The organism is Stappia indica, assembly GCF_001696535.1.
Taxonomy (GTDB): domain Bacteria; phylum Pseudomonadota; class Alphaproteobacteria; order Rhizobiales; family Stappiaceae; genus Stappia; species Stappia indica.
This window is the reverse complement of record NZ_MBQE01000003.1, coordinates 285,784-304,139: the sequence shown is the minus strand read 5'-3', so window position 1 is coordinate 304,139 and position 18,356 is coordinate 285,784. Positions and strand designations below refer to the sequence as shown.

The 18,356-nt window shown below is 67.2% G+C and carries 17 protein-coding genes; 11 read left to right on the top strand and 6 right to left on the bottom strand.

The genetic code is table 11. The annotated features are described in order from the left end of the window. Positions 1 to 120: 120 nt before the first annotated feature. Positions 121 to 2,067, bottom strand: coding sequence for a methyl-accepting chemotaxis protein (locus BBX35_RS12705; protein ID WP_067220597.1), 1,947 nt, complete (start codon positions 2,065 to 2,067; stop codon positions 121 to 123). A 292-nt stretch (positions 2,068 to 2,359) separates the two neighbouring features. Here BBX35_RS12705 and BBX35_RS12700 point away from each other — a divergent pair, with 292 nt between their 5' ends. The 3 genes from BBX35_RS12700 to BBX35_RS12690 all read left to right on the top strand — a co-directional run bounded on the left by BBX35_RS12700 (position 2,360) and on the right by BBX35_RS12690 (position 5,556). Continuing rightward, positions 2,360 to 3,232, top strand: a complete 873-nt coding sequence (locus tag BBX35_RS12700) for a TIGR01459 family HAD-type hydrolase (protein ID WP_067220595.1) — start codon at positions 2,360 to 2,362, stop codon at positions 3,230 to 3,232. Between the two features lie 154 nt (positions 3,233 to 3,386). Further along, the gene (locus BBX35_RS12695) at positions 3,387 to 4,481 is read left to right on the top strand and encodes a hypothetical protein (RefSeq protein WP_067220593.1); all 1,095 of its coding nucleotides are present in this window, start codon (positions 3,387 to 3,389) and stop codon (positions 4,479 to 4,481) included. Next, positions 4,465 to 5,556 (top strand): peptidoglycan-binding domain-containing protein, encoded by a 1,092-nt coding sequence (locus tag BBX35_RS12690; protein ID WP_067220591.1) that lies wholly within the window; start codon positions 4,465 to 4,467, stop codon positions 5,554 to 5,556. Before BBX35_RS12695 ends, BBX35_RS12690 begins: the two co-directional genes overlap by 17 nt. Positions 5,557 to 5,749: 193 nt before the next feature. Here BBX35_RS12690 and BBX35_RS12685 read toward each other — a convergent pair whose 3' ends face one another. Further along, the gene (locus BBX35_RS12685; protein WP_171901445.1) at positions 5,750 to 6,424 is read right to left on the bottom strand and encodes a protein phosphatase CheZ; all 675 of its coding nucleotides are present in this window, start codon (positions 6,422 to 6,424) and stop codon (positions 5,750 to 5,752) included. Between the two features lie 139 nt (positions 6,425 to 6,563). Next, a complete protein-coding gene (locus tag BBX35_RS12680; protein ID WP_067220588.1) occupies positions 6,564 to 6,947 on the bottom strand; it encodes a response regulator in 384 nt (127 codons plus the stop codon). A 241-nt stretch (positions 6,948 to 7,188) separates the two neighbouring features. Here BBX35_RS12680 and BBX35_RS12675 point away from each other — a divergent pair, with 241 nt between their 5' ends. From BBX35_RS12675 to BBX35_RS12645, 7 genes are all read left to right on the top strand, one after another. Then, positions 7,189 to 7,644: a MaoC family dehydratase gene (locus BBX35_RS12675; protein ID WP_067220585.1), complete on the top strand. Its 456-nt coding sequence runs from the start codon at positions 7,189 to 7,191 to the stop codon at positions 7,642 to 7,644. A gap of 170 nt (positions 7,645 to 7,814) precedes the next feature. Continuing rightward, entirely contained in the window at positions 7,815 to 8,816 is a 1,002-nt protein-coding gene (locus BBX35_RS12670) for a bifunctional riboflavin kinase/FAD synthetase (RefSeq protein WP_067220582.1), read from the top strand. Beyond that, entirely contained in the window at positions 8,813 to 9,766 is a 954-nt protein-coding gene (locus tag BBX35_RS12665) for a DMT family transporter (RefSeq protein ID WP_067220580.1), read from the top strand. Before BBX35_RS12670 ends, BBX35_RS12665 begins: the two co-directional genes overlap by 4 nt. Before the next feature lie 17 nt (positions 9,767 to 9,783). Continuing rightward, positions 9,784 to 10,299 (top strand): signal peptidase II, encoded by a 516-nt coding sequence (gene lspA, locus BBX35_RS12660; RefSeq protein WP_067220577.1) that lies wholly within the window; start codon positions 9,784 to 9,786, stop codon positions 10,297 to 10,299. Positions 10,300 to 10,485: 186 nt separating this feature from the next. Then, positions 10,486 to 11,205 carry a hypothetical protein gene (locus BBX35_RS12655; protein WP_067220574.1) on the top strand — a complete coding sequence of 240 codons (720 nt, stop codon included), beginning with the start codon at positions 10,486 to 10,488 and terminating at the stop codon, positions 11,203 to 11,205. A 322-nt stretch (positions 11,206 to 11,527) separates the two neighbouring features. Next, complete coding sequence (locus BBX35_RS12650; protein ID WP_083206316.1) at positions 11,528 to 12,937, top strand: M16 family metallopeptidase; 1,410 nt, start codon at positions 11,528 to 11,530, stop codon at positions 12,935 to 12,937. Next, positions 12,934 to 14,310: a M16 family metallopeptidase gene (locus tag BBX35_RS12645; RefSeq protein WP_067220571.1), complete on the top strand. Its 1,377-nt coding sequence runs from the start codon at positions 12,934 to 12,936 to the stop codon at positions 14,308 to 14,310. The genes BBX35_RS12650 and BBX35_RS12645 overlap by 4 nt, the downstream gene beginning before the upstream one ends. A gap of 99 nt (positions 14,311 to 14,409) precedes the next feature. Here the strand turns inward: BBX35_RS12645 and BBX35_RS12640 are convergent, their stop codons facing one another. Beyond that, on the bottom strand, positions 14,410 to 15,933 hold the full coding sequence (locus BBX35_RS12640; protein WP_067220569.1) for an EAL domain-containing protein: 1,524 nt from the start codon (positions 15,931 to 15,933) through the stop codon (positions 14,410 to 14,412). 253 nt (positions 15,934 to 16,186) lie between these two features. On the opposite strand from BBX35_RS12640, the gene BBX35_RS12635 reads away from it, so the two are divergent. Next, the gene (locus tag BBX35_RS12635; protein ID WP_067220566.1) at positions 16,187 to 16,384 is read left to right on the top strand and encodes a heavy-metal-associated domain-containing protein; all 198 of its coding nucleotides are present in this window, start codon (positions 16,187 to 16,189) and stop codon (positions 16,382 to 16,384) included. Between the two features lie 7 nt (positions 16,385 to 16,391). Here BBX35_RS12635 and BBX35_RS12630 read toward each other — a convergent pair whose 3' ends face one another. Together BBX35_RS12630 and BBX35_RS12625 are read right to left on the bottom strand one after the other, a co-directional pair. Then, positions 16,392 to 17,117: an ABC transporter ATP-binding protein gene (locus tag BBX35_RS12630; RefSeq protein WP_067220564.1), complete on the bottom strand. Its 726-nt coding sequence runs from the start codon at positions 17,115 to 17,117 to the stop codon at positions 16,392 to 16,394. Then, complete coding sequence (locus BBX35_RS12625) at positions 17,114 to 18,352, bottom strand: ABC transporter permease (RefSeq protein ID WP_067220562.1); 1,239 nt, start codon at positions 18,350 to 18,352, stop codon at positions 17,114 to 17,116. The genes BBX35_RS12630 and BBX35_RS12625 overlap by 4 nt, the downstream gene beginning before the upstream one ends. Positions 18,353 to 18,356 lie beyond the last annotated feature (4 nt).

Below are 18,356 nucleotides of genomic sequence, written 5' to 3'. Positions count from 1 at the left end.
GCGCCAGCATCGCCCGTTTGGCGGCGCGGGACCAGCCATCCGCGCATCCTTCGCCGAAACGGGAAAGGGGCGCTCACGCGCCCCTTCGGTTGCGATCCTGGAGATGCGGGTTCGCTGCGCTCAGGCGGCGACCACATTCTTCAGGAACCGTTCGATCTCCTGGCGGAAACGCGCGGTGTGGTGCGCTGCCTCGCCGGTCGCCCCCAGCACCTGCTGGGCCGAGCGGTTGGTCTCCTCCACCGCCGTGTCGAGCTCGCCGATGCTGTCGACCACGGAGCGTGTACGGGAGGCGGCGAGCTGGATGTTTGAGCTGATCTCCGTCGTCGCCGCGCCCTGCTGCACCACGGCCGCGGCGATAGCGCTGGTGTGGTCGTTGACCTCGTCCATGGTGGTGGCGATCTCGGCAATGGCCTTGGCCGTCTCGGTCGTCGCCGACTGGATCGCCACGATCTGGCCCGAAATCTCGCCCGTGGCGCGCGAAGTCTGGTCGGCGAGCTGCTTCACCTCCGCCGCGACGACGGCAAAGCCCTTGCCGGCCTCGCCGGCGCGCGCCGCCTCGATGGTGGCATTGAGCGCCAGCAGGTTGGTCTGCTCGGCAATCGCCTGGATGAGTGTGACCACTTCGCCGATCTTGGCGGCGGAGGCGGCAAGACCCGCAACCTTCTGGTTGGTCGCCCTCGTGCTGTCGGTCGCCCGGGTGACGACGGTCGTGGTGCGTTCGACCTGCTCCGAGATCTCGCGGATCGAGGAGGACAGTTCTTCCGCCGCGCCCGCTACGGACTGCACGTTGCCGGACGCCTCGCGCGAGGCGGAGGACGCCCCGTCCGCCTGCTCGGCGCTCGAGGCGGCGACCGTCTCCAGCGTGCGGGCGGTCGTCTCCAGGCTCGCATTGGCGTGGTCGACGGCGGCCAGCACCTCCTGTGCGGTCGACTGGAACCCCTTGATCAGCTCGTCGACCTGCCGCTGGCGCGCGTCGCGTTCTCGCCGGTCGCCATGCTGCGCGCGCTCCAGCCGCTCCTGCTCGATGCGGTTGTCGCGGCAGACCTCGATGGCGCGGGCGATGTCGCCGATCTCGTCCGAGCGGTCGCGGCCCGCGGCCTCGAAACCGGTCTCGCCCGCCGCCAGCTCCATGATCTGGCCGGTGACGGTGCGCAGCGGATTGCAGATCGAGCGCACCGCGAAGACGACCGCGCCGCCGGCAATCGCCAAGAGCAGCAGGCCGACGCCGATGCCGGCCGCGCGCGCCATGTCGGCGATGCCGGCATAGGCGCTGCGGTCGACCGCGATCACCGCAACGGCGATGGGATTGCCCGAATAGTCGCCGACATTGACCTGGTCGACATAGAAATCGCCGGAGGCCGAGACGATGCCGCCACCGGCGGTCTGGGCAGCCAGCGACAGCGGGTCCATGTCGGCCGGCAGGCGGTTGCCGATCACCTCCAGCGCATCACCGCCCTCGGCACCGAACCGCAGCACCGCGAGCGGATAGCCGGTCTTTTCGGTGAAGTCGGCGACGAACATCTCGTGGAACTCGAGGCCGAACTCGACCGAGCCCTTGTGCTGGCCGTCGACGACGATGGGCACGACGCCGCGATTGCCGATGCCGGCGACGCCCTTCTCCAGGCCGGAAATGTCCTTCACGCCGCCATTGGTCTCCACCACCGTCGCGCGGAAGGACGACAGGTCGTCGCCAAACTTCTCCGGCTTGTGGACCCGCAGGAACGACGTCGCCGGCGGCAGGTGGAACTGGAACTGCCGGATGCCGAACTGCTCCTTGAGCGCGTTGAAGGCCGGCACGAACTCGCCCGCCAGTCCGTCGCGGTCGCCGGCCGCGAAGCGCTGCTGCACCGATGTCTGCCCGGCCACCACCTTCGCCAGCAACAGGGCCTGTCGGCTTTCCGCCTCGATCTGCGCCTGCAACTGGCGCTTGGCGCCGGCCACCTCGCGCTGCAAGGCCGTCTCCGTCAGGGTTCCGGCCACCCATTGCGAGATGGCGAAAGCGGAAATCGCGCCAAGCAATGCCAGTGAAATCGTCACCAGCATCATGCGTGCTCGTATCGTCTTCATGCGTGATCCTCTGGGCGACCGGTCGGCAGGGCTGGAAGGGAAAGAGTATTACTTACACAAATTTGAATATTCATAGGTGACCGAGTCTTCACCGGAGGTTGAGCAACACATGCTGAACAATCTCTTAAGCGCAAACGTTTGACGCAGCGGCAACACGCAAGGCAGGGCGACTTTTCTTGCGCAGGCCGGGCCGGCCGCGTTGGCGTCTTGTCCTTTTTGCCGGGGATCGCCTATGGTCCGCCGGCATACCGCCCTGCACTGCGCCCGTTCCGCCTGCCGAAAAGAGACACTGATGACCCAGCCCGCCCCGCTTCTCGTTCCCGGCCTTTCCGCCCTGGCGCCGTCCTACCGTGCCGTCCTGTGCGATGTGTGGGGCGTGCTGCACAACGGTGTCGCGGCGTTTCCCGAGGCCTGCGAGGCGCTGGCGCGCTTCCGCCGGGATGCCGGCGGGATCGCCGTGCTGATCACCAATGCGCCGCGCCCGACCGGCTCCGTTCTCAAGCAGCTCGAAGGGCTCGGCGTGCCGCTCGACGTGTTCGACGATGTGGTGACCTCGGGCGACGTGACGCGCGGCCTGCTGGCCGCCACCCGCGAGCAGCCGGCGTTCCATATCGGTCCGGCCCGCGACCTTACCCTGTTCGAGGGGCTCGACATCCGTCTCGTCGGCGAGGACGAGGCCGAGCAGGTGGTGTGCACCGGCTTCCACGACGACGAGAACGAGACGCCGGAAGACTATCGTCCCCTGCTGGAGCGGCTGGCAGCGCGCGGCCTGCCGTTCCTGTGCGCCAACCCGGACATCGTGGTGGAGCGCGGCAACCGGCTGGTCTGGTGCGCCGGCGCCATCGCCCGCCTCTACGAGGATATCGGCGGCACGGTGACCATTCTCGGCAAGCCGCATGCCCCGATCTACGAGGAGGCCATGGCGCGCGTGGCGAAGATCGCCGGGGAACAGGTGGCCCGCGAGCAGATCCTCGCCATCGGCGACGGATTGCCGACCGACATCCGCGGCGCCGTCGCCAACGAGATCGACGTGCTGTTCATCACCGGTGGCATCCATGGCGCCGACTTCGGCCCGGTCGAGGCGCCCGACGAGGCGCTGGTCCGCCGGCGACTGGCCGAGGAAGGACTGGCTGCGCGCGCGGCCGTACCGCATCTGCGCTGGTAGTTGCGCGTCCCTGCCCCCTCGCAAGATCGCGAAAAACCGCCATTGCCGGCACATCTTCTGTTTGCATGTCGCAACTGCGGGGATATGCTGACTTAGGGGAAGGGGTTTAGCTGCTCCCCATCGGACTTGGCGAGACGCGAGGCTGGGGGGCTTCATGCGACTTCTTGCAGACCTGCTGCCGATCCTGCGACGGGCGGCGACCCGCGCGGCACTGCTCGCCGCGGCCGCCGGCCTTGCCGGCCCGGCTGGCGCACAGGACGGCACGACGCCGCTGCAGACATTCCAGACCTATGTCGTCAACAACGACCTGACCAACGCGCAGTTCTTCCTGCAGAACGGGCTGGTCACGGCAGCGGAACTCGACACCGGCGATCTGTTTCTCAAGGCGCTTTTCGCGAACAATACCCGCGGCTCGGACACGCGCCCTCTCGACTTCGCCAATGTCGAGCAGGTGGCACGCCTGCACGATTATCTCTCGGCCCTCGCGCCCGTGGACATGAACGGCCGGGAACGGTGCTGGGATTACCGCACCCGCATCACCGACCGCTGGTGCGGGCTGGCAACGACGATGCTGGCGCAGGGCGTCGCGCCGCAGGCGATCTCCTTCTACATGCAGCGCGGCCTCGACCTGTCGGCACGGCCGGAGGAGGTCGCGTCTCCGGCGCTGGCGCTGATCGCCAATCTCGGCAGCCGCTATTCCATGGAGGATCTCAACTGGTTCTCCCAGAACGGGCTGCAGCTCGGCTCCGAGACCTTTCCGCTGTCTCATTTCACAAGGCTGCAGGCCTATTACGAGCTCGATCTCGAGGACGCCTACAAGATCCCCGAGGCGCGGCTCGACAGCCAGCCCTTCAACTTTCTCGATGCGCTTTCGATGACGCTGACCAGCCGGCGGCAGGATGCTCACGAGCGCAGCGCCAACCAGGATTTCCTGTGTCGCTACATCATGTTCGTCGCGGGACAGATGCCGCCGACCTTCGACCATTTCTCTTTCCTCCTGCGCAATGTGCAGGAGTTTCGCGGCGCCAATATCGGCCGGACCGAGAAGGCCAGCAGCCGACGCTACGGCGCGTTTTACTATGAAGTCTTTCCGCAAAGCTGTGTTTCGATGATTGGAGCGATGGCTCTCAGCAGTTCCGAACTCGACCGCATGATCAGTCTTTTCGCAGCCGAGCAGGACATGTCGACCGCCCAATGGCTCGTCAATCTCAAGCAAGGAGCCCTGCAGAGCAATGTTCAGAAAAACTAGTCTTCTCGTCGCGGCGGCCAGCCTCGCCCTCATTCCCGTCACCGCTCCGGAGCCGGCCCATGCCGGCGGAGAAGGCGTTGCCGCCGGCATCATCGGCTTTGCCGCCGGCGCCATCATCGGCAGCCAGATGAACCGGCCGCGTGAGCGCAGGGTCTACCGCTCCGCGCCGCAGCGCCCGCGCCGAAGCGCGGCCGAGCGCGAATACTGGATGAACGTGCAGGCTTCGCTCAACAGGCTGGGCTTCGATGCCGGGCCGGTGGACGGCGCGCCAGGCCGCAAGACGCGCTCGGCGGTGACCGAGTTCCAGATGAGCATCAACGCGGTGCCCAACGGCAAGCTGACCTCCGAGCAGGCCAGCGTGCTGTTCGCGCGCGTGAATTCCGGCAACAGCATGGCGACCGCTCCGGCCCAGCCGGCACCCTACATGCAGCCGGGCACGATGCCGGCTTATCAGCAGCAGCAGCCGCAGCAACAGCCGGCCTATGGCATGCCGGTCGGCGGCTATCAGGCACAGCAGGGCTTCCCGGCCATGCAGCAGCCCTTCCCGCAGGGTGGGCAACAGCAGGCCGCTTTCCCGGCTCCCCAGCAAGGCGGTTTCCCGCAGCAGGGCCAGCAGGCAGCCTTCCCGGCTCCGCAGCAGGGCTTCCCTCAGCAAGGCCAGCAGGCTGCCTTCCCGGCACCGGCGCAGCAGCCCGCAACAGCCGCTGCCGGATCAGCGGCCTTCCCGCTGGTCAACGGCGCAGTCTCGGGAGCCGGCTCCCAGCCGACAGGCGGGTTCCCGCCGCTGGCCGGTTCGAACAGTACCGACAGCCAGGGACCGGTGCCCGCCTCGACCGCACCGGCGCTCCTGCAGCAGCCGGAGCCGGCAGCAACACCCGGCGGACAGGCAGCGCCCGCGCAGCAGGCCCAGCCGATCATTCAGACGGATGCGAGCGGCAACCAGTTCGTGGAGATCAACGGCCAGCGCTTCTACATGAATGCCGCTCCGGCATCGCCTGCTGCCCCTGCCGCGGCACCGCCGGCCGCCGTGGTCGTAACGGCGGAAACCGACGCCCAGTTGCAGCCGCAGCAGTAATCGGGGCAAGCCAGCTTTCCGACACTGATCGGCAGCCACGCATGAAAAAAGGCCGGATCGGATGATCCGGCCTTTCTTTCAGTTTCCGGCCGCTCGCGGGGGCGCCGGCCAGGCAGGATCGCGTCTCTTGGCGGACGCGCGAAACGGGTGCTCCCCTCCCGTTTTGCCGTGTCTCTTCTCCCCCTGTCCGGCGTCAGCCGAACAGGCGGTCGATCTCGTCCTGGGCATCCGACAGCATGCTGTCGACATCGGCCTGCGACACGCCTTCACCGGCGTGCTGGGGGCCGTGCAGGATCAGGTCGCGGCGGCGGCGCTCCTCGTCGGTCTCCTCCAGCGGCGCATCATCGCTCTCGGCGATGCGCAGCCGCTCGACGAAGGCCGACACGCGGCTGTCGATGGCGTTCAGCGCGTTGACCACCTTGGAAATGCGCTGACCGGTGATGTCCTGGAAGGCGCAGGCCTCGAAAATCTCGATCATCTTGTCGTTGACCAGGCCCTGATAGGCATCGTGGTCCATGTCGCCGGCGGCCATGATGGTCTCGGCCGCTTCCATGATCGTATGGGTGGCGGACTCGGTCGACTCGACGATGGCATCCAGTTCCCGGCCCGCTTCCGGGATCTGGTTGTTCTTCATGTCGTTGGGGCGCAGATTGACGATCTCGACCTTCAGCCGCGAGATCTCGTCGGCGATCGCCGTCAATTCGGCCGTGATGGTCGGCTGCACGGCGTGAAGGAACTCGCGCATAGAGCCGGTCATGACCTCGGCGAGGTCGATCACATCGTTCAGCGTCACATCGCCCTGACGGTCCCGGTTCTGTTCCAGGAAGGTGATGAGCTGAGCGAGATCCTTCTTTTCCAAAGCGCCCATGGGATCTTTTCCTATTGGCGCGGCCCTTTGCGGCCGCGCATCATCCATCCGCGCCCGGAACGCGGACGCGGTTCTCCAGCTCTCCGGCGGCCATGCCGCCAGCTCCCTGCAGAGCCCTGTAGTCCGGACAGTGTCCGGATCAGTCGGAGAAGACCGCCTCGATCTTGCCCTTCAGCGTCTGCGCGTTGAACGGCTTGACGATGTAGTTGTTCACGCCGGCCTTCTTGGCGGCGATGACGTTCTCGGTCTTGGATTCCGCCGTGACCATGATGAACGGCGTCTTGCAGAGGCCGGCATCGGCGCGGACCTGCTTCAGCAGCTCGTAGCCGGTCATCGGCTCCATGTTCCAGTCGGAGATCACCAGTCCGTAACGGCGCTGCTTCATCTTCTCCAGCGCTTCGGTGCCATCGGCAGCATCGTCGATGTCTTCGAAGCCGAGCTGCTTGAGCAGGTTGCGGATGATGCGGATCATGGTCTTGTAGTCGTCCACCACGAGGACCGGCATCTGAACATCCAGGGCCATTGTCTACTCCATACTGTCAATCTGCCCGACCCGCTTGAGCGGGCGTCTGATGCTTCTTCAAATCTCCAGGAGGAAGACACTTGGCCGTGTCCCCGCCTCCCCACGCCTTGCCACACTACCCGGCTCCCCTGAAAACTCCGTTAATGCGCCTTGCTAGATCTGACACGAAAGCTTAATTGCCCGCCGCTCCGCCAGCGTCTAGCGTCCCCTCCTGCCAAGGGAGCAAGGACGGAGGAGACCGATGCTGGCGTTGCAGACGCTCTATTACGAAGATCTCAGACCGGGGCTCAGCGAAACCCTGACGAAAACTGTAAGCTCTTCAGATGTCATCGGCTTCGCGGAGGTTTCCGGCGACCGCAACCCGATCCACCTGTCGGAGCACTTCGCCGCGCGTACGCCGTTCCGCACCCGCATCGCCCATGGCCTCTACACCGCCAGCCTGATCTCGGCAGTGCTGGGAACGCGGCTGCCCGGGCCCGGCGCGATCTATCTCTCGCAGACGCTGAATTTTCGCGCGCCGGTGCGAATCGGCGACGAAGTCACGGTGACGGTCACCGTCAGCGAACTGATGGAGAAGGGCAACCGCGCCCGCCTCGACTGCCGCTGCGCCGTCGGCGACACGGTGGTCCTGGAAGGAGAGGCGGTGGTCAAGGTGCCGAGCCGCGCCGAACAGGAAGAGGGCGACCCGCGCGGCTGATGCGACGCCGCCACGAAAGCGTCGGGACGTTCCGGCACACTCGCGGCGCTTGACCTTTTTCGGGCGAATGGGCAGGGTCCGCCGGCAGTTTCGTGCCGCCGGGAGGCGGCGCGCCCATTCGCCCCTCGCCCCGCGCGCCATCCGGTGCGTCCGGCAAGCCCTCGACGCCGATGACAGATCTCGTTTCCGAAGCCTTTCCCGTCGTCAGCGATCTGGCGGAGTTTCCGGCCGCCCTTGCCGACGGCGTGGTGGCGATCGGCAATTTCGACGGGGTGCATCGCGGGCATCAGGCGGTGCTCGGCGAGGCGCTGGAGATTGCCCGCGCCCAGTCGGTGCCGGCCTTCGCGCTGACCTTCGAGCCGCATCCGCGCACCGTGTTCAACCCGGACAAGCCGGTCTTCCGCCTGACGCCGGAGCCGATGAAGGCGCGCGTGATGGCCGCGACCGGGCTCGACGGCATGGTCAGCCTGCCCTTCACCCGCGCCTTTGCCGGACTGGAGGCCGAAGCCTTCGTGCACGAGATCCTGCGCGACAAGCTGCATATCCGCCACGCGGTGACCGGCTACGATTTCCATTTCGGCCGCGGCCGGCGCGGCACGCCGGACTTCCTGCGCGCCGCCGGGCAGTCCGACGGCTTCGGCGTCACCATCGTGACGGCCGCTACGGACGAGGCGGGCGAGGCCGTCTCCTCCAGCCGGGTGCGCGCGGCCCTTGCCGCCGGAGACGTGGTGGAGGCCAACGCGCTGCTCGGCTATCGCTGGTCGGTGGCGGCGGACGTGCGCCACGGCGAAAAGCGCGGCCGCGACCTCGGCTACCCGACCGCCAACCTGGCGCTGCCGGCGGAAACCGAGCTCGCCCACGGCATCTATGCGGTGCGTGCACGCGCCAATGGCGGCGATTGGATCGACGGCGTTGCCAGCTTCGGCCGCCGGCCGACCTTCGACAACGGCGCTCCGCTGCTGGAAGTCTTCCTGTTCGACTTCTCCGGCGATCTCTACGGTCAGACCCTGCAGGTGATGCTGGCCGCGCGGCTGCGCGCGGAAGAGCGGTTCGACAGCGTCGAGGCGCTGATCGCGCAGATGGACCGGGACAGTGCCGAGGCGCGCGCCGTGCTGGCGAGCCTTGCCCCGCTGGGTCCCATCGACCTTGCCGTGAACGGCCCGCCCAGATGAGCGACAGCGCGGCCAGCGTGCCGGCCGCCGAGGTCATGCGCGGCATCGCCCTGATGAGCGTTGCCATGCTGCTCGTGCCGATGATGGACGTCACGGCGAAGTATCTGACGGAGACACAGCCGCCGCTGCAGATCGCGCTTGCCCGCTTCGGCTTCCAGATGGTTTTCGCGCTGCTGACCGCGGCGATCGGCCCCGGCCTTGCGGTGCTGCGGGCGCCGCGCCTGTGGCCGCACCTGTTGCGCGGCTTCTTCCTGTCGGGCGCCACGGTCTGCTTCTTCACCGCCATCGAGACGATGCCGGTGACCGACGCCATCGCCATCTTCTTCGTCGAACCGATGATCCTGACCGTGCTTTCCGCGGTGATCCTGAAGGAGCAGGTCGGGCCGCGCCGCTGGATCGCCGTCCTCGTCGGCCTTGTCGGCGTCGCCATCATCATCCGCCCGGGGTTCGAAAACTTCGGCCTGACCGCGCTGCTGCCGCTTTGCGCCGCCCTGCTCTTCGCGCTCTATCTGGTGATCACCCGCAAGCTGTCCGGCGAAGGCGGCATGCTCTGCGTGCAGTTCACGGCCGGTCTTGGCGGGGTGATGCTGCTCGCCACGCTGTTCCTTGCCGGCAATATCGCCGGTTACCAGCCTGCGGTCGCCGTGATGCCGGATCTGCCGGGCTGGGGCCTGCTCGCCGTCGTCGGTGCGCTGTCGTTCTTCGCGCACGGGCTGATCGTGAAGGCCTTCGCGGCGGCGCCCGCTTCGGTTCTGGCGCCGTTCAACTATCTGGAAATCGTCAGTGCAACGGTGTTCAGCTACCTGGTGTTCGGCGATTTTCCCGACGGCCCGACCTGGATCGGCATCGCCCTGATCGTCGGCAGCGGCATCTACATCGCCCGCCGCGAGAACCGCCGCAGCCAGGAGGAACTGGCCGCGCGCATCAACCGCACCGGCCCGCCCGATTGAGCGAGACGAGACAACCCATGACCAAGATCCGCCCGTGGGGCCCCTCCAGCGCCCTGATCCTCATCATTGCCGCGCTCGGCATGGCGATCGACCAGGGTTTCAAGCTTTGGATGCTTTTCGGCTTCGACATCGCCGCCCGCGGCCGCGTCCCCCTCACCCCGTTCTTCGACCTGGTGATGGTGTGGAACTACGGCATTTCCTATGGCCTGCTGCAGCAGGAGGCCGGTCTCGGCCGCTGGCTGCTGGTGGGTGTCACGGTGGTCATCACGATCCTGTTCTGGATCTGGGGCGCCCAGGCGACGCGCCGGCTGCAGGCCGCGGGCTTTGCGTTGGTGATCGCCGGAGCGCTGGGAAACGGTATCGACCGCATCGCCTATGGCGCCGTTGCCGACTTCTTCCATTTCCATGTCGGCGAGTTCTCCTGGTACGTCTTCAACCTCGCCGATGTCTGGATCGTTGCCGGGGTGGCGGCTCTGCTGTATGACAGTTTCGTCGGCGGCCCTAATGATGCCGCAAAAACCTCGTCTGAGTAGCCGCAGCATCTGATGCGCCGGCGTGCCCGGACCCAAGCCGACGCAGGTTGTCCCAAGGACGGCCGCACCGGCGAGACCGCCCGACCCGGCCAGTCCTTCCCGGACAGTCCGGGTCCGAACTGCCGGAGAGGCGTTTCGCCCCCGGGACGCGGGCTTCCCGCGCAAGAGCCTTGAAGGATAGCTGACGTGTCGCGTCGACCCTGGACCGCAACCACCCTTCGTCATGCCGGCCGGCGCGGCCGTGCCCTGCTGCTCGCCAGCGCCGCCGCGCTCGTGCTTGCCGGCTGCCAGCACGGCGCCGACGGCTTCAACGACGGCTCGAGCAACGACGAGGCACCGGACGTCGCGATGGTCCGCAAGCTGATGGAAGGCCTCGGCGCCGTCGACGCCCGGTCCGAGCAGAAGATCGAATACGCTCCGCGCGCGCCCTTGGCCATGCCGACCAAGATGACCGATCTGCCGCAGCCGGAGGAGAAGAAGGAGATCGCCAACTGGCCCGAGCAGGGCGAGACCGATCTCCAGCGGATCCAGCAGGCCTATCGCGAAACCCGCGACATCGACGAGCGCGGACGCAGCGACATCTACCAGTCGCGCGGCATCAAGGAGCTCGCCACCGGCAGCCAGAACCGCAACATCCAGCAGGAAATCCAGCTGGAGAACCGGCTCGAAGACGCGCGCATGAAGCCGAACGAGCTGAACCAGCGCGTCGGCGTCGCCCGCAAGGAGACTGCCGTCCTCGACGAGAACGGCAATCCGGTGCGCCGCTACCTGATCGAGCCGCCGGTCACCTATTCGACCCCGGCCGCCGGCGCGCCTCTGCCGCAGGTCGGCAAGGTCGACGACCAGCCGAAAGTCACCGACATGGAGCGCCTGATGAGCGGCCAGTCGGCGCGGACACTGCGCTGATCCCGCAATCACGACGATTTCACCTTTTGCAAGGCCGGGGCAATGCTCCGGCCTTTTTGCTGGGCGCCCCGGGCTGGCCTTGTTGTCGCCGCACGCGCATGCGCTATCTCACGCGCCATCACGTGCAACGGACCTTACGAAAAGTTCACGGGTCCTTTGCGGCCCGCCTGCCTATAAGTCATCGGCAGGGAGAAACATTTCCGGAGATCGAACCTTGTCGCCTCTCTCAGGACAAACCCGCCGCAGCTTGCGCAACACACCGCTGACGCGCCGACTGCTGCGCAGCGTCTCGGCCTGTGCCGGCACGCTTGTCGTGGCCGCGATGCTTGCGGCTGCCCCGCTTGCCGGCGCCACGGCGCAGACCACGCAAGCCGCCGATGCCGCCGCCTTCGCCGACATCCGGATCGGCGGCGACATGAGCGCCTTCACCCTCGACAACGGGCTGGAAGTCGTGGTCATCCCCGACCGCCGCGCGCCGGTGGTCACCCACATGGTCTGGTACAAGGTGGGCGCCGCCGACGAGCCGGAGGGCATGTCGGGCATCGCCCATTTCCTCGAGCACCTGATGTTCAAGGGAACCAAGGCGCATCCGGGCAATACGTTTTCCCAGCGCGTCGCCGAGATCGGCGGCCAGGAAAACGCCTTCACCTCGCAGGACTACACCGCCTATTTCCAGCGCGTGGCGCGCGAGCATCTCGGCGAGATGATGGAGATGGAATCGGACCGCATGCAGAACCTCGTGCTCAGCGACGAGGTGGTGCTGCCGGAGCGCGATGTGGTGCTGGAGGAGCGCCGCCAGCGCGTCGACAGCGATCCCGGCTCGATGCTCAGCGAGACGCTGGACAGCATGCTGTTCGTCAACCACCCCTATGGCACGCCGGTGATCGGCTGGCCGGATGAAATCTCGGCGCTCGACCGCCAGGACGCCATCGCCTTCTACGACCGCTTCTACACGCCGAACAATGCGATCCTGGTCGTGGCCGGCGACGTGACCGCCGACGAGGTCCGCAAGCTGGCCGAGGAGACCTACGGCAAGGTGCCGCGGCGCGCGGAACCGGGTGCACGCGAGCGGGCCAAGGCCCAGGTTCTGCCCGGCGCGCGCGAGGTCACCTATTCGGACCCGCGCGTGAACCAGCCGAACATGCGCAAGGCCTGGGTCGTGCCGAGCTACAACACCGCCACCGGCAACGAGGCCGCAGCGCTCCAGGTCCTGTCCGAGGTGCTCGGCGGCGGCAGCACCAGCCGCCTCTACCGGGAGCTGGTGATCGACAAGGGCGTCGCCTCGTCGGCCGGCAGCTGGTACAATTCCGGTGCGCTCGACGACAGCACTTTCATGATCTACGCGGTTCCGGCGGATGGCACCGGTCTGCAGGACCTGGGCGAAGCTTCGCTCGACGTGCTGAAGCGTGTGGCCAGCGACGGCATCACCGCCGAGGAACTGGAACGGGCGAAGAAGAGCCTTCTCTCCTCCGCGCTCTATGCGCAGGACAGCCAGTCGACGCTGGCGCGGATCTTCGGCGCCTCGCTGACCACCGGCGGCACGATCGAGGAAGTCCGCAACTGGCCCTCGACCATCTCGTCGATCACCGCCGACGACGTGAAGGCCGCGGCCGCCGCGCATCTCGCTTCCCTGCCGATCACCGCCTATCTGCGCGGACCGGAGCAGGCAGCAGCGGCGCCCGCCGATGCCGCACAGCAGGAGCCGGCGGCCACGCAGGAGGTGCAGCAATGAGCCGCCGCTTCGCCGCCTCCCCCGCCTCTTCGCACGGAACCTCGCCGATGACCCTGCTTACCGCCCTCGGCCGCGGGCTTCTGGCCTTCGCGCTCGTCGTCACCGCTGTCGCCGCCACCCCGCGCCCGCTCGCGGCCATGGAGATCCAGGAGATCACCACGCCCGGCGGCCTCACCGCCTGGCTGGTCGAGGACAACACGGTGCCGATCGTCGCCATCAAGTTCGCCTTCGAGGGCGGGGCCTCGCAAGATCCGCAAGGGCAGGAAGGGCTCGCCAACCTGCTCTCCACGACCCTCGACGAAGGCGCGGGCGATCTCGATTCGCAGGCGTTCCAGACCCGTCTGGAGGACCTGTCGGTGCGCATCGGCTTCGATGCGGGCCGCGACAATTTCTACGGCTCGATGCGCACGCTGACGCCGAATGTCGACGATGCCTTCGAGATGCTGCGGCTTGCCGTTGCCGAGCCCCGCTTCGACGAGGAGCCTGTTGCCCGGATGAAGCGGCAGATCATCGCGGGTCTGCGCAGCGAGGCCAAGGACCCCGATGCCATCGCCGGGCGCCGTTGGGCCGAGCTCGCCTATCCGGACCACACCTACGGCCGGGCCGCGCGCGGCAGCGAAGAGAGCGTCGCCGGCCTGTCGCCGCAGGACCTGGAGCAGCTGCATGGCAACATCTTCGCCCGCAAGGGGCTGAAGATCGCCGTGGTCGGCGCCATCGACGCCGAGCGCCTGGCACCGCTGCTCGACAGCGTCTTCGGCGCGCTGCCCGAGGCCGGCAAGCTGACCGACGTGGCCGATGTCACCATGACCACCGGCAAGATGGAGCATGTTCCGCTCGACGTGCCGCAGACCGCCATCCGCATCGGCCTGCCGGCGCTGAAGCGCGACGATCCGGACTTCATTCCGGCCTTCGTTATGAACCACATCCTGGGCGGCGGCGTGTTCTCGTCCTGGCTGTTCGAGGAAGTGCGCGAGAAGCGTGGCCTTGCCTATTCCGTCGGCTCCTATCTGGTGCCCTACCAGCATGCCGGCATGTGGATGGCGGTGACCGGTACCCGCTCCGACCGCGCCGACGAATCCGTCGAGGTGATCCGTGCGCAGATGGCGCGGATGGCCGACAAGGGGCCGAGCGCCGAGGAGCTGGCCAAGGCCAAGGCCTATCTCACCGGCTCCTACGCTCTGCGCTTCGACACCTCGGACAAGATCGCCGACCAGTTGCTGGGCCTGCAGGTCGAAGGCTTCGGCCCCGAGTATATCGACGAGCGCAACAGCTTGATCGAGGCGGTGACGCTGGAGCAGGTACGGGCTGTCGCTGCCCGCATCCTCAAGGGCGTGGACCCGCTGGTGGTGACCGTCGGACCGGAGAAGAGCTGAAGGCAGCGCGCCTCCTTCTCCTTTTCCGAGCAAACATGAAAAGCCCCGCCGGATCCGATCCGGCGGGGCTTTTTCATTCGATCCTCAGGGGACGGAGACCTACTCGGCAGCGCGGCGCAGATTGCGCTGCGGCGGACGCGCCTGCAGCACTTCCGGGCGCACCGGCCGCGGCGGCGAGAACAGGTAGCCCTGGCCGATGCGGGCGTCGTAGTCGAGCACCTCCAGCACCTGGGCCTCGGTCTCGACATGATCGACGATCAGCTCCATCGCATAGCGCCGCAGCAGGTCGCCAAGGTCGGCCGGATGGATGTGGCTCGCCGGCATGTGCTCGTTGCCGATCAGGCGGCTGGCATGCAGCTTCATGTAGCGGAAGCCGCGATCCGACAGGACCTTGAAGTCCATCTTCAGATCGCGCACCCGGTCCATGGAGAAGCGGTAGCCGAGCTCGTGCAGGGCAGCGAGGCTCTCAAGCTCCAGCGCGCCCATCTCGTTGACGTCGCTCTGGGTGAATTCGAAGGTCAACAGCCCCGAAAAGCCTTCGTTGGCGCGCAGGAAGTCGAGGAAGCCGGGGAAGAAGCGCTCGTCCACCAGCGTCTGGATCGACAGGTTGACGAAAAGCCCGGAGCGGCGATTGCGGCTCGACAGCCGGCGCAGCACCTGGATGGCGCGGAACAGCATCAGGTTGTCGATGGCCGGCATCATGCGCGCGCGCGTCGCCTCGGCGATGAAGTCGACCGGCTCCAGATAGTTGTTCTGCGCGTCGCGAATGCGGGTCAGCGCCTCGTAGTCGCGAACCTGGCGCTGCGGCAGGGTGACGATGGGCTGCAGGAACAGGTCGACCCGGTTGTTGTCGAGCGCGTCCTGGATCACCCGGCGCAGCTCGGGATCGGGCCTTGCGTCCTCGCGCGCACGGGCCATCGCCGGCGAATGCAGCGCACCGGCGCTCTCCTGAGCGCGCGCGCCGTGCGGCCCTTCGCCGGGAGCCGGACCGCGGACCGCCGGAGCCTCGCCGCCATGCTGCGGTTGCCCATAGCCCTGCGGCTGCATTTGGGTGTGGGGCATGGGAGCCTGGGCAGCATAGCCCTGGCCCTGCTGTCCCGGATAAGGAGCCTGGCCCGGATGAGGAGAATGGGTCGAGGGCTGCTGGCTGTAGCCGAGCGCCCGCGGCTCCTCGTAGGCAGCGAAGCGCTCCTGCGGCGGGGGCGGCGCGATCTGGCGCGCATCCTGCTCGTCGATGCGGTCTTCCATGCCGGCCATGGCCTCGGCCATCTGCTTGATGAGGCTGCCCAGCACCTCGACCTCGGCGAAGAGCGGGTCGATCTCCTCGCGGGTGCGGCGCGGAAGATTGGTCTCCATGCCGGTCAGCCGGCCCTCGATATTGCTGACGTCCTCGTCGACTTCGAGCACGCGCTCCTCGAGCGCTGCGACCTTCTCGGCCATGTCGCCGCGGTCGCGCTGGCGGGCAAAGACCAGATGCACGACGATCATGGTGCACAGGAGCGACAGGCCGAGCGTCAGCGCCTCGCCCACGGGGCGAGAGAACTGGAACATCATGATCGCAGCAACGGAGGCCGCGATCACCCCCATACAGAGGAAAATGAAGATGCTTGTCGCGCGTGCCATGCTCGTCCGGCCAAGTCCGTGCTTCCGCCGAAGCCGAATCAAACCTACCTCGAATAGTGACTGAATACGACGATTCTTCCGAGTCTCCAGCCCCCCGCCCTCCAACAGAGCCCTCGGGAGGCGAGAAACATCGACAACGGGAGCTCCTCCCGCCGGCAAACCGCCGCTTGACCTTCCCCTTGCTGGAAGCCCCATTCTCCTTTCGAAGAACAGTCACACCCGCCATCGGCGGCACGAACGAAAGCTCAAGACCATGATCGAAGTGAAGATCGACGGCATGACCTGCAACGGCTGCGTCGCCTCGGTGAAGAAGGCGCTGGCGGCCGCCGACCCCGCCTCCAGCGCCGAGATCGACCTGGCCAGCGGCACCGCGCGCATCGAGACGCAGATGCCCCGCGACAAGGTCGTGGAAACGATCGAGGCGGCCGGCTACGACGTCGTCGCGGGCTGACGCCGCCTCACGGGTCGGCAAGCATTCCGTCGACCAGGTGCAGGCGCCGGTCCATGCGCGCCGCCATGTCCAGATCGTGGGTCACGGCGATCACCGTCTTGCGGTGATCGTCGACAAGAGCGCGCAGGATCTCGAACACCTGTTCCGACGAGCGGCTGTCGAGGCTGCCGGTCGGCTCGTCCGCCAGGATCGCCGGGGGCTCGTTGGCCAGCGCGCGCGCCACCGCCACCCGCTGGCGTTGGCCGCCCGACAGCTGGTCGGGGCGCTTTTCCAGATGGTCGCCGAGACCGAGATCGGCCAGCAGCCCCCTTGCCCGCTCGCGCATCTGGCGTGCCGGCAACCGGCCGAGCTTGCGCATGGGGATCATAACATTGTCGGTGATGGTGAATTCCGGCAGCAGGAAGTGGAACTGAAAGACGAAGCCGAGCGTCGACAGGCGGATCGCCGCGCGCCGGCGTTCCGACAGGAGATGCGTCGGCTCTCCCTCGATCAGAACCTCTCCGCTGGTTGGAAGGTCGAGCAGCCCGAGAAGATAGAGCAACGACGACTTGCCCGACCCCGACGGCCCGGTGATGGCGACGAACTCGCCCGCCTGGATCGACAGGTCGATGTCGCGCACCAGCGTCACCGGCACGGTGCCGGGCAGCACCCGGGTCAGCCGGCGCGCCTCGATCAGCGGCGCGGGTCCGGGTTCCGTGGCAGCTTTCGCCTCACCTTCTGCAACCACGGTCATGACGCCCCCCGGACGATCTCGACGGGATTGAGCTTTGCCGCGCGCCGCGCCGGCATGTAGCCGGCGATACCCGCGGAGAGCAGCGCGAAGCCGCTGGCGATCAGGTAGTGCAGCGGGCTGTAGGTCAGCGGCAGCGAGGTCATCTCCACATTGGTGCGCACCTCGAAGGTGACGGCGCCGAGGCCCAGCGTGATCAGATAGCCCAGCACGGAGCCCAGCACCGAGCCGGCGGCGCCGATCACCAACCCCTCGATCAGGAAGATCCGGCGAATGTCGCCCTGGCCGAAGCCGAGCGACTTCAGGATGGCGATATCGCGCGCCTTCTCGTGGACGATGGTCGAAACGATGGTGAAGATGCCGAAGCCGGCGACCAGCAGGATCGCTCCGACCACGGTGTACATGATGACATTGCGCACCACGAGCACCTCCATCAGGCTTTCGTTCGCCTCCTGCCAGGAGGTTGCGCGGTAGCCGGTCATGCGCTCGATGCGGGCGGCAACGGACCGCGCTGCGTTGATGTCGTCCAGCTTCACGGAGATCCGGTTGACGACATCGGGTCGGGCGAACAGCACCTGCGCGGTCTTCAGCATCGCATAGGCGGTGGCATCGTCCGCCTGGGTGATGCCGGTGTGGTAGAGGCCGACGATCTTCAGCCGCCGCACGCCGCCGGAAGACGTGGAGGCGGAAATCGTGTCGCCGAGCCGGGCGCCGAGCTTTTCGGCGACGCCGTCGCCGACGACGATGCCGTTGAGATTGGCGGCAAGCTCCATGAAGGAGCCTGACCGCATGTCGTCGCCGATGGTCGAGACCCGGAGATAGCTGGCAGGATCGACGCCGGTCAGCGACACCGCAACGTCCCGGCCGCCGTATCGCAGCACCGCCTGGCCGGCGAGCGTCATGGTCATCCGGCCCGGCAGCCAGCTGTCGAGCATCGCCCGCAACCTTGCCGGATTGCGCAGGCCGCGCGTGTCGTCATCGGGCCGCGCGCCGATCACGTTGACCGCACCGTAGAAACGGGCGGCCGGAGGAGGCGCGGGATCTCGCACCTCGTCGCTCACCTCCACATGCGGCATTGCATCGACCAGCGTGGCGATGAAATCCTCCTGCGAGCCCTGCATCAGGGCCGCCATGGCGATGGAAAACCCGACGCCGAGCATCACGCCCAGCACCGAGACGATGCTCTGGCGCAGGCGGCCGCGCACATGAGTCAGGGCGATGGACAGGATGAGGGGCACGGCC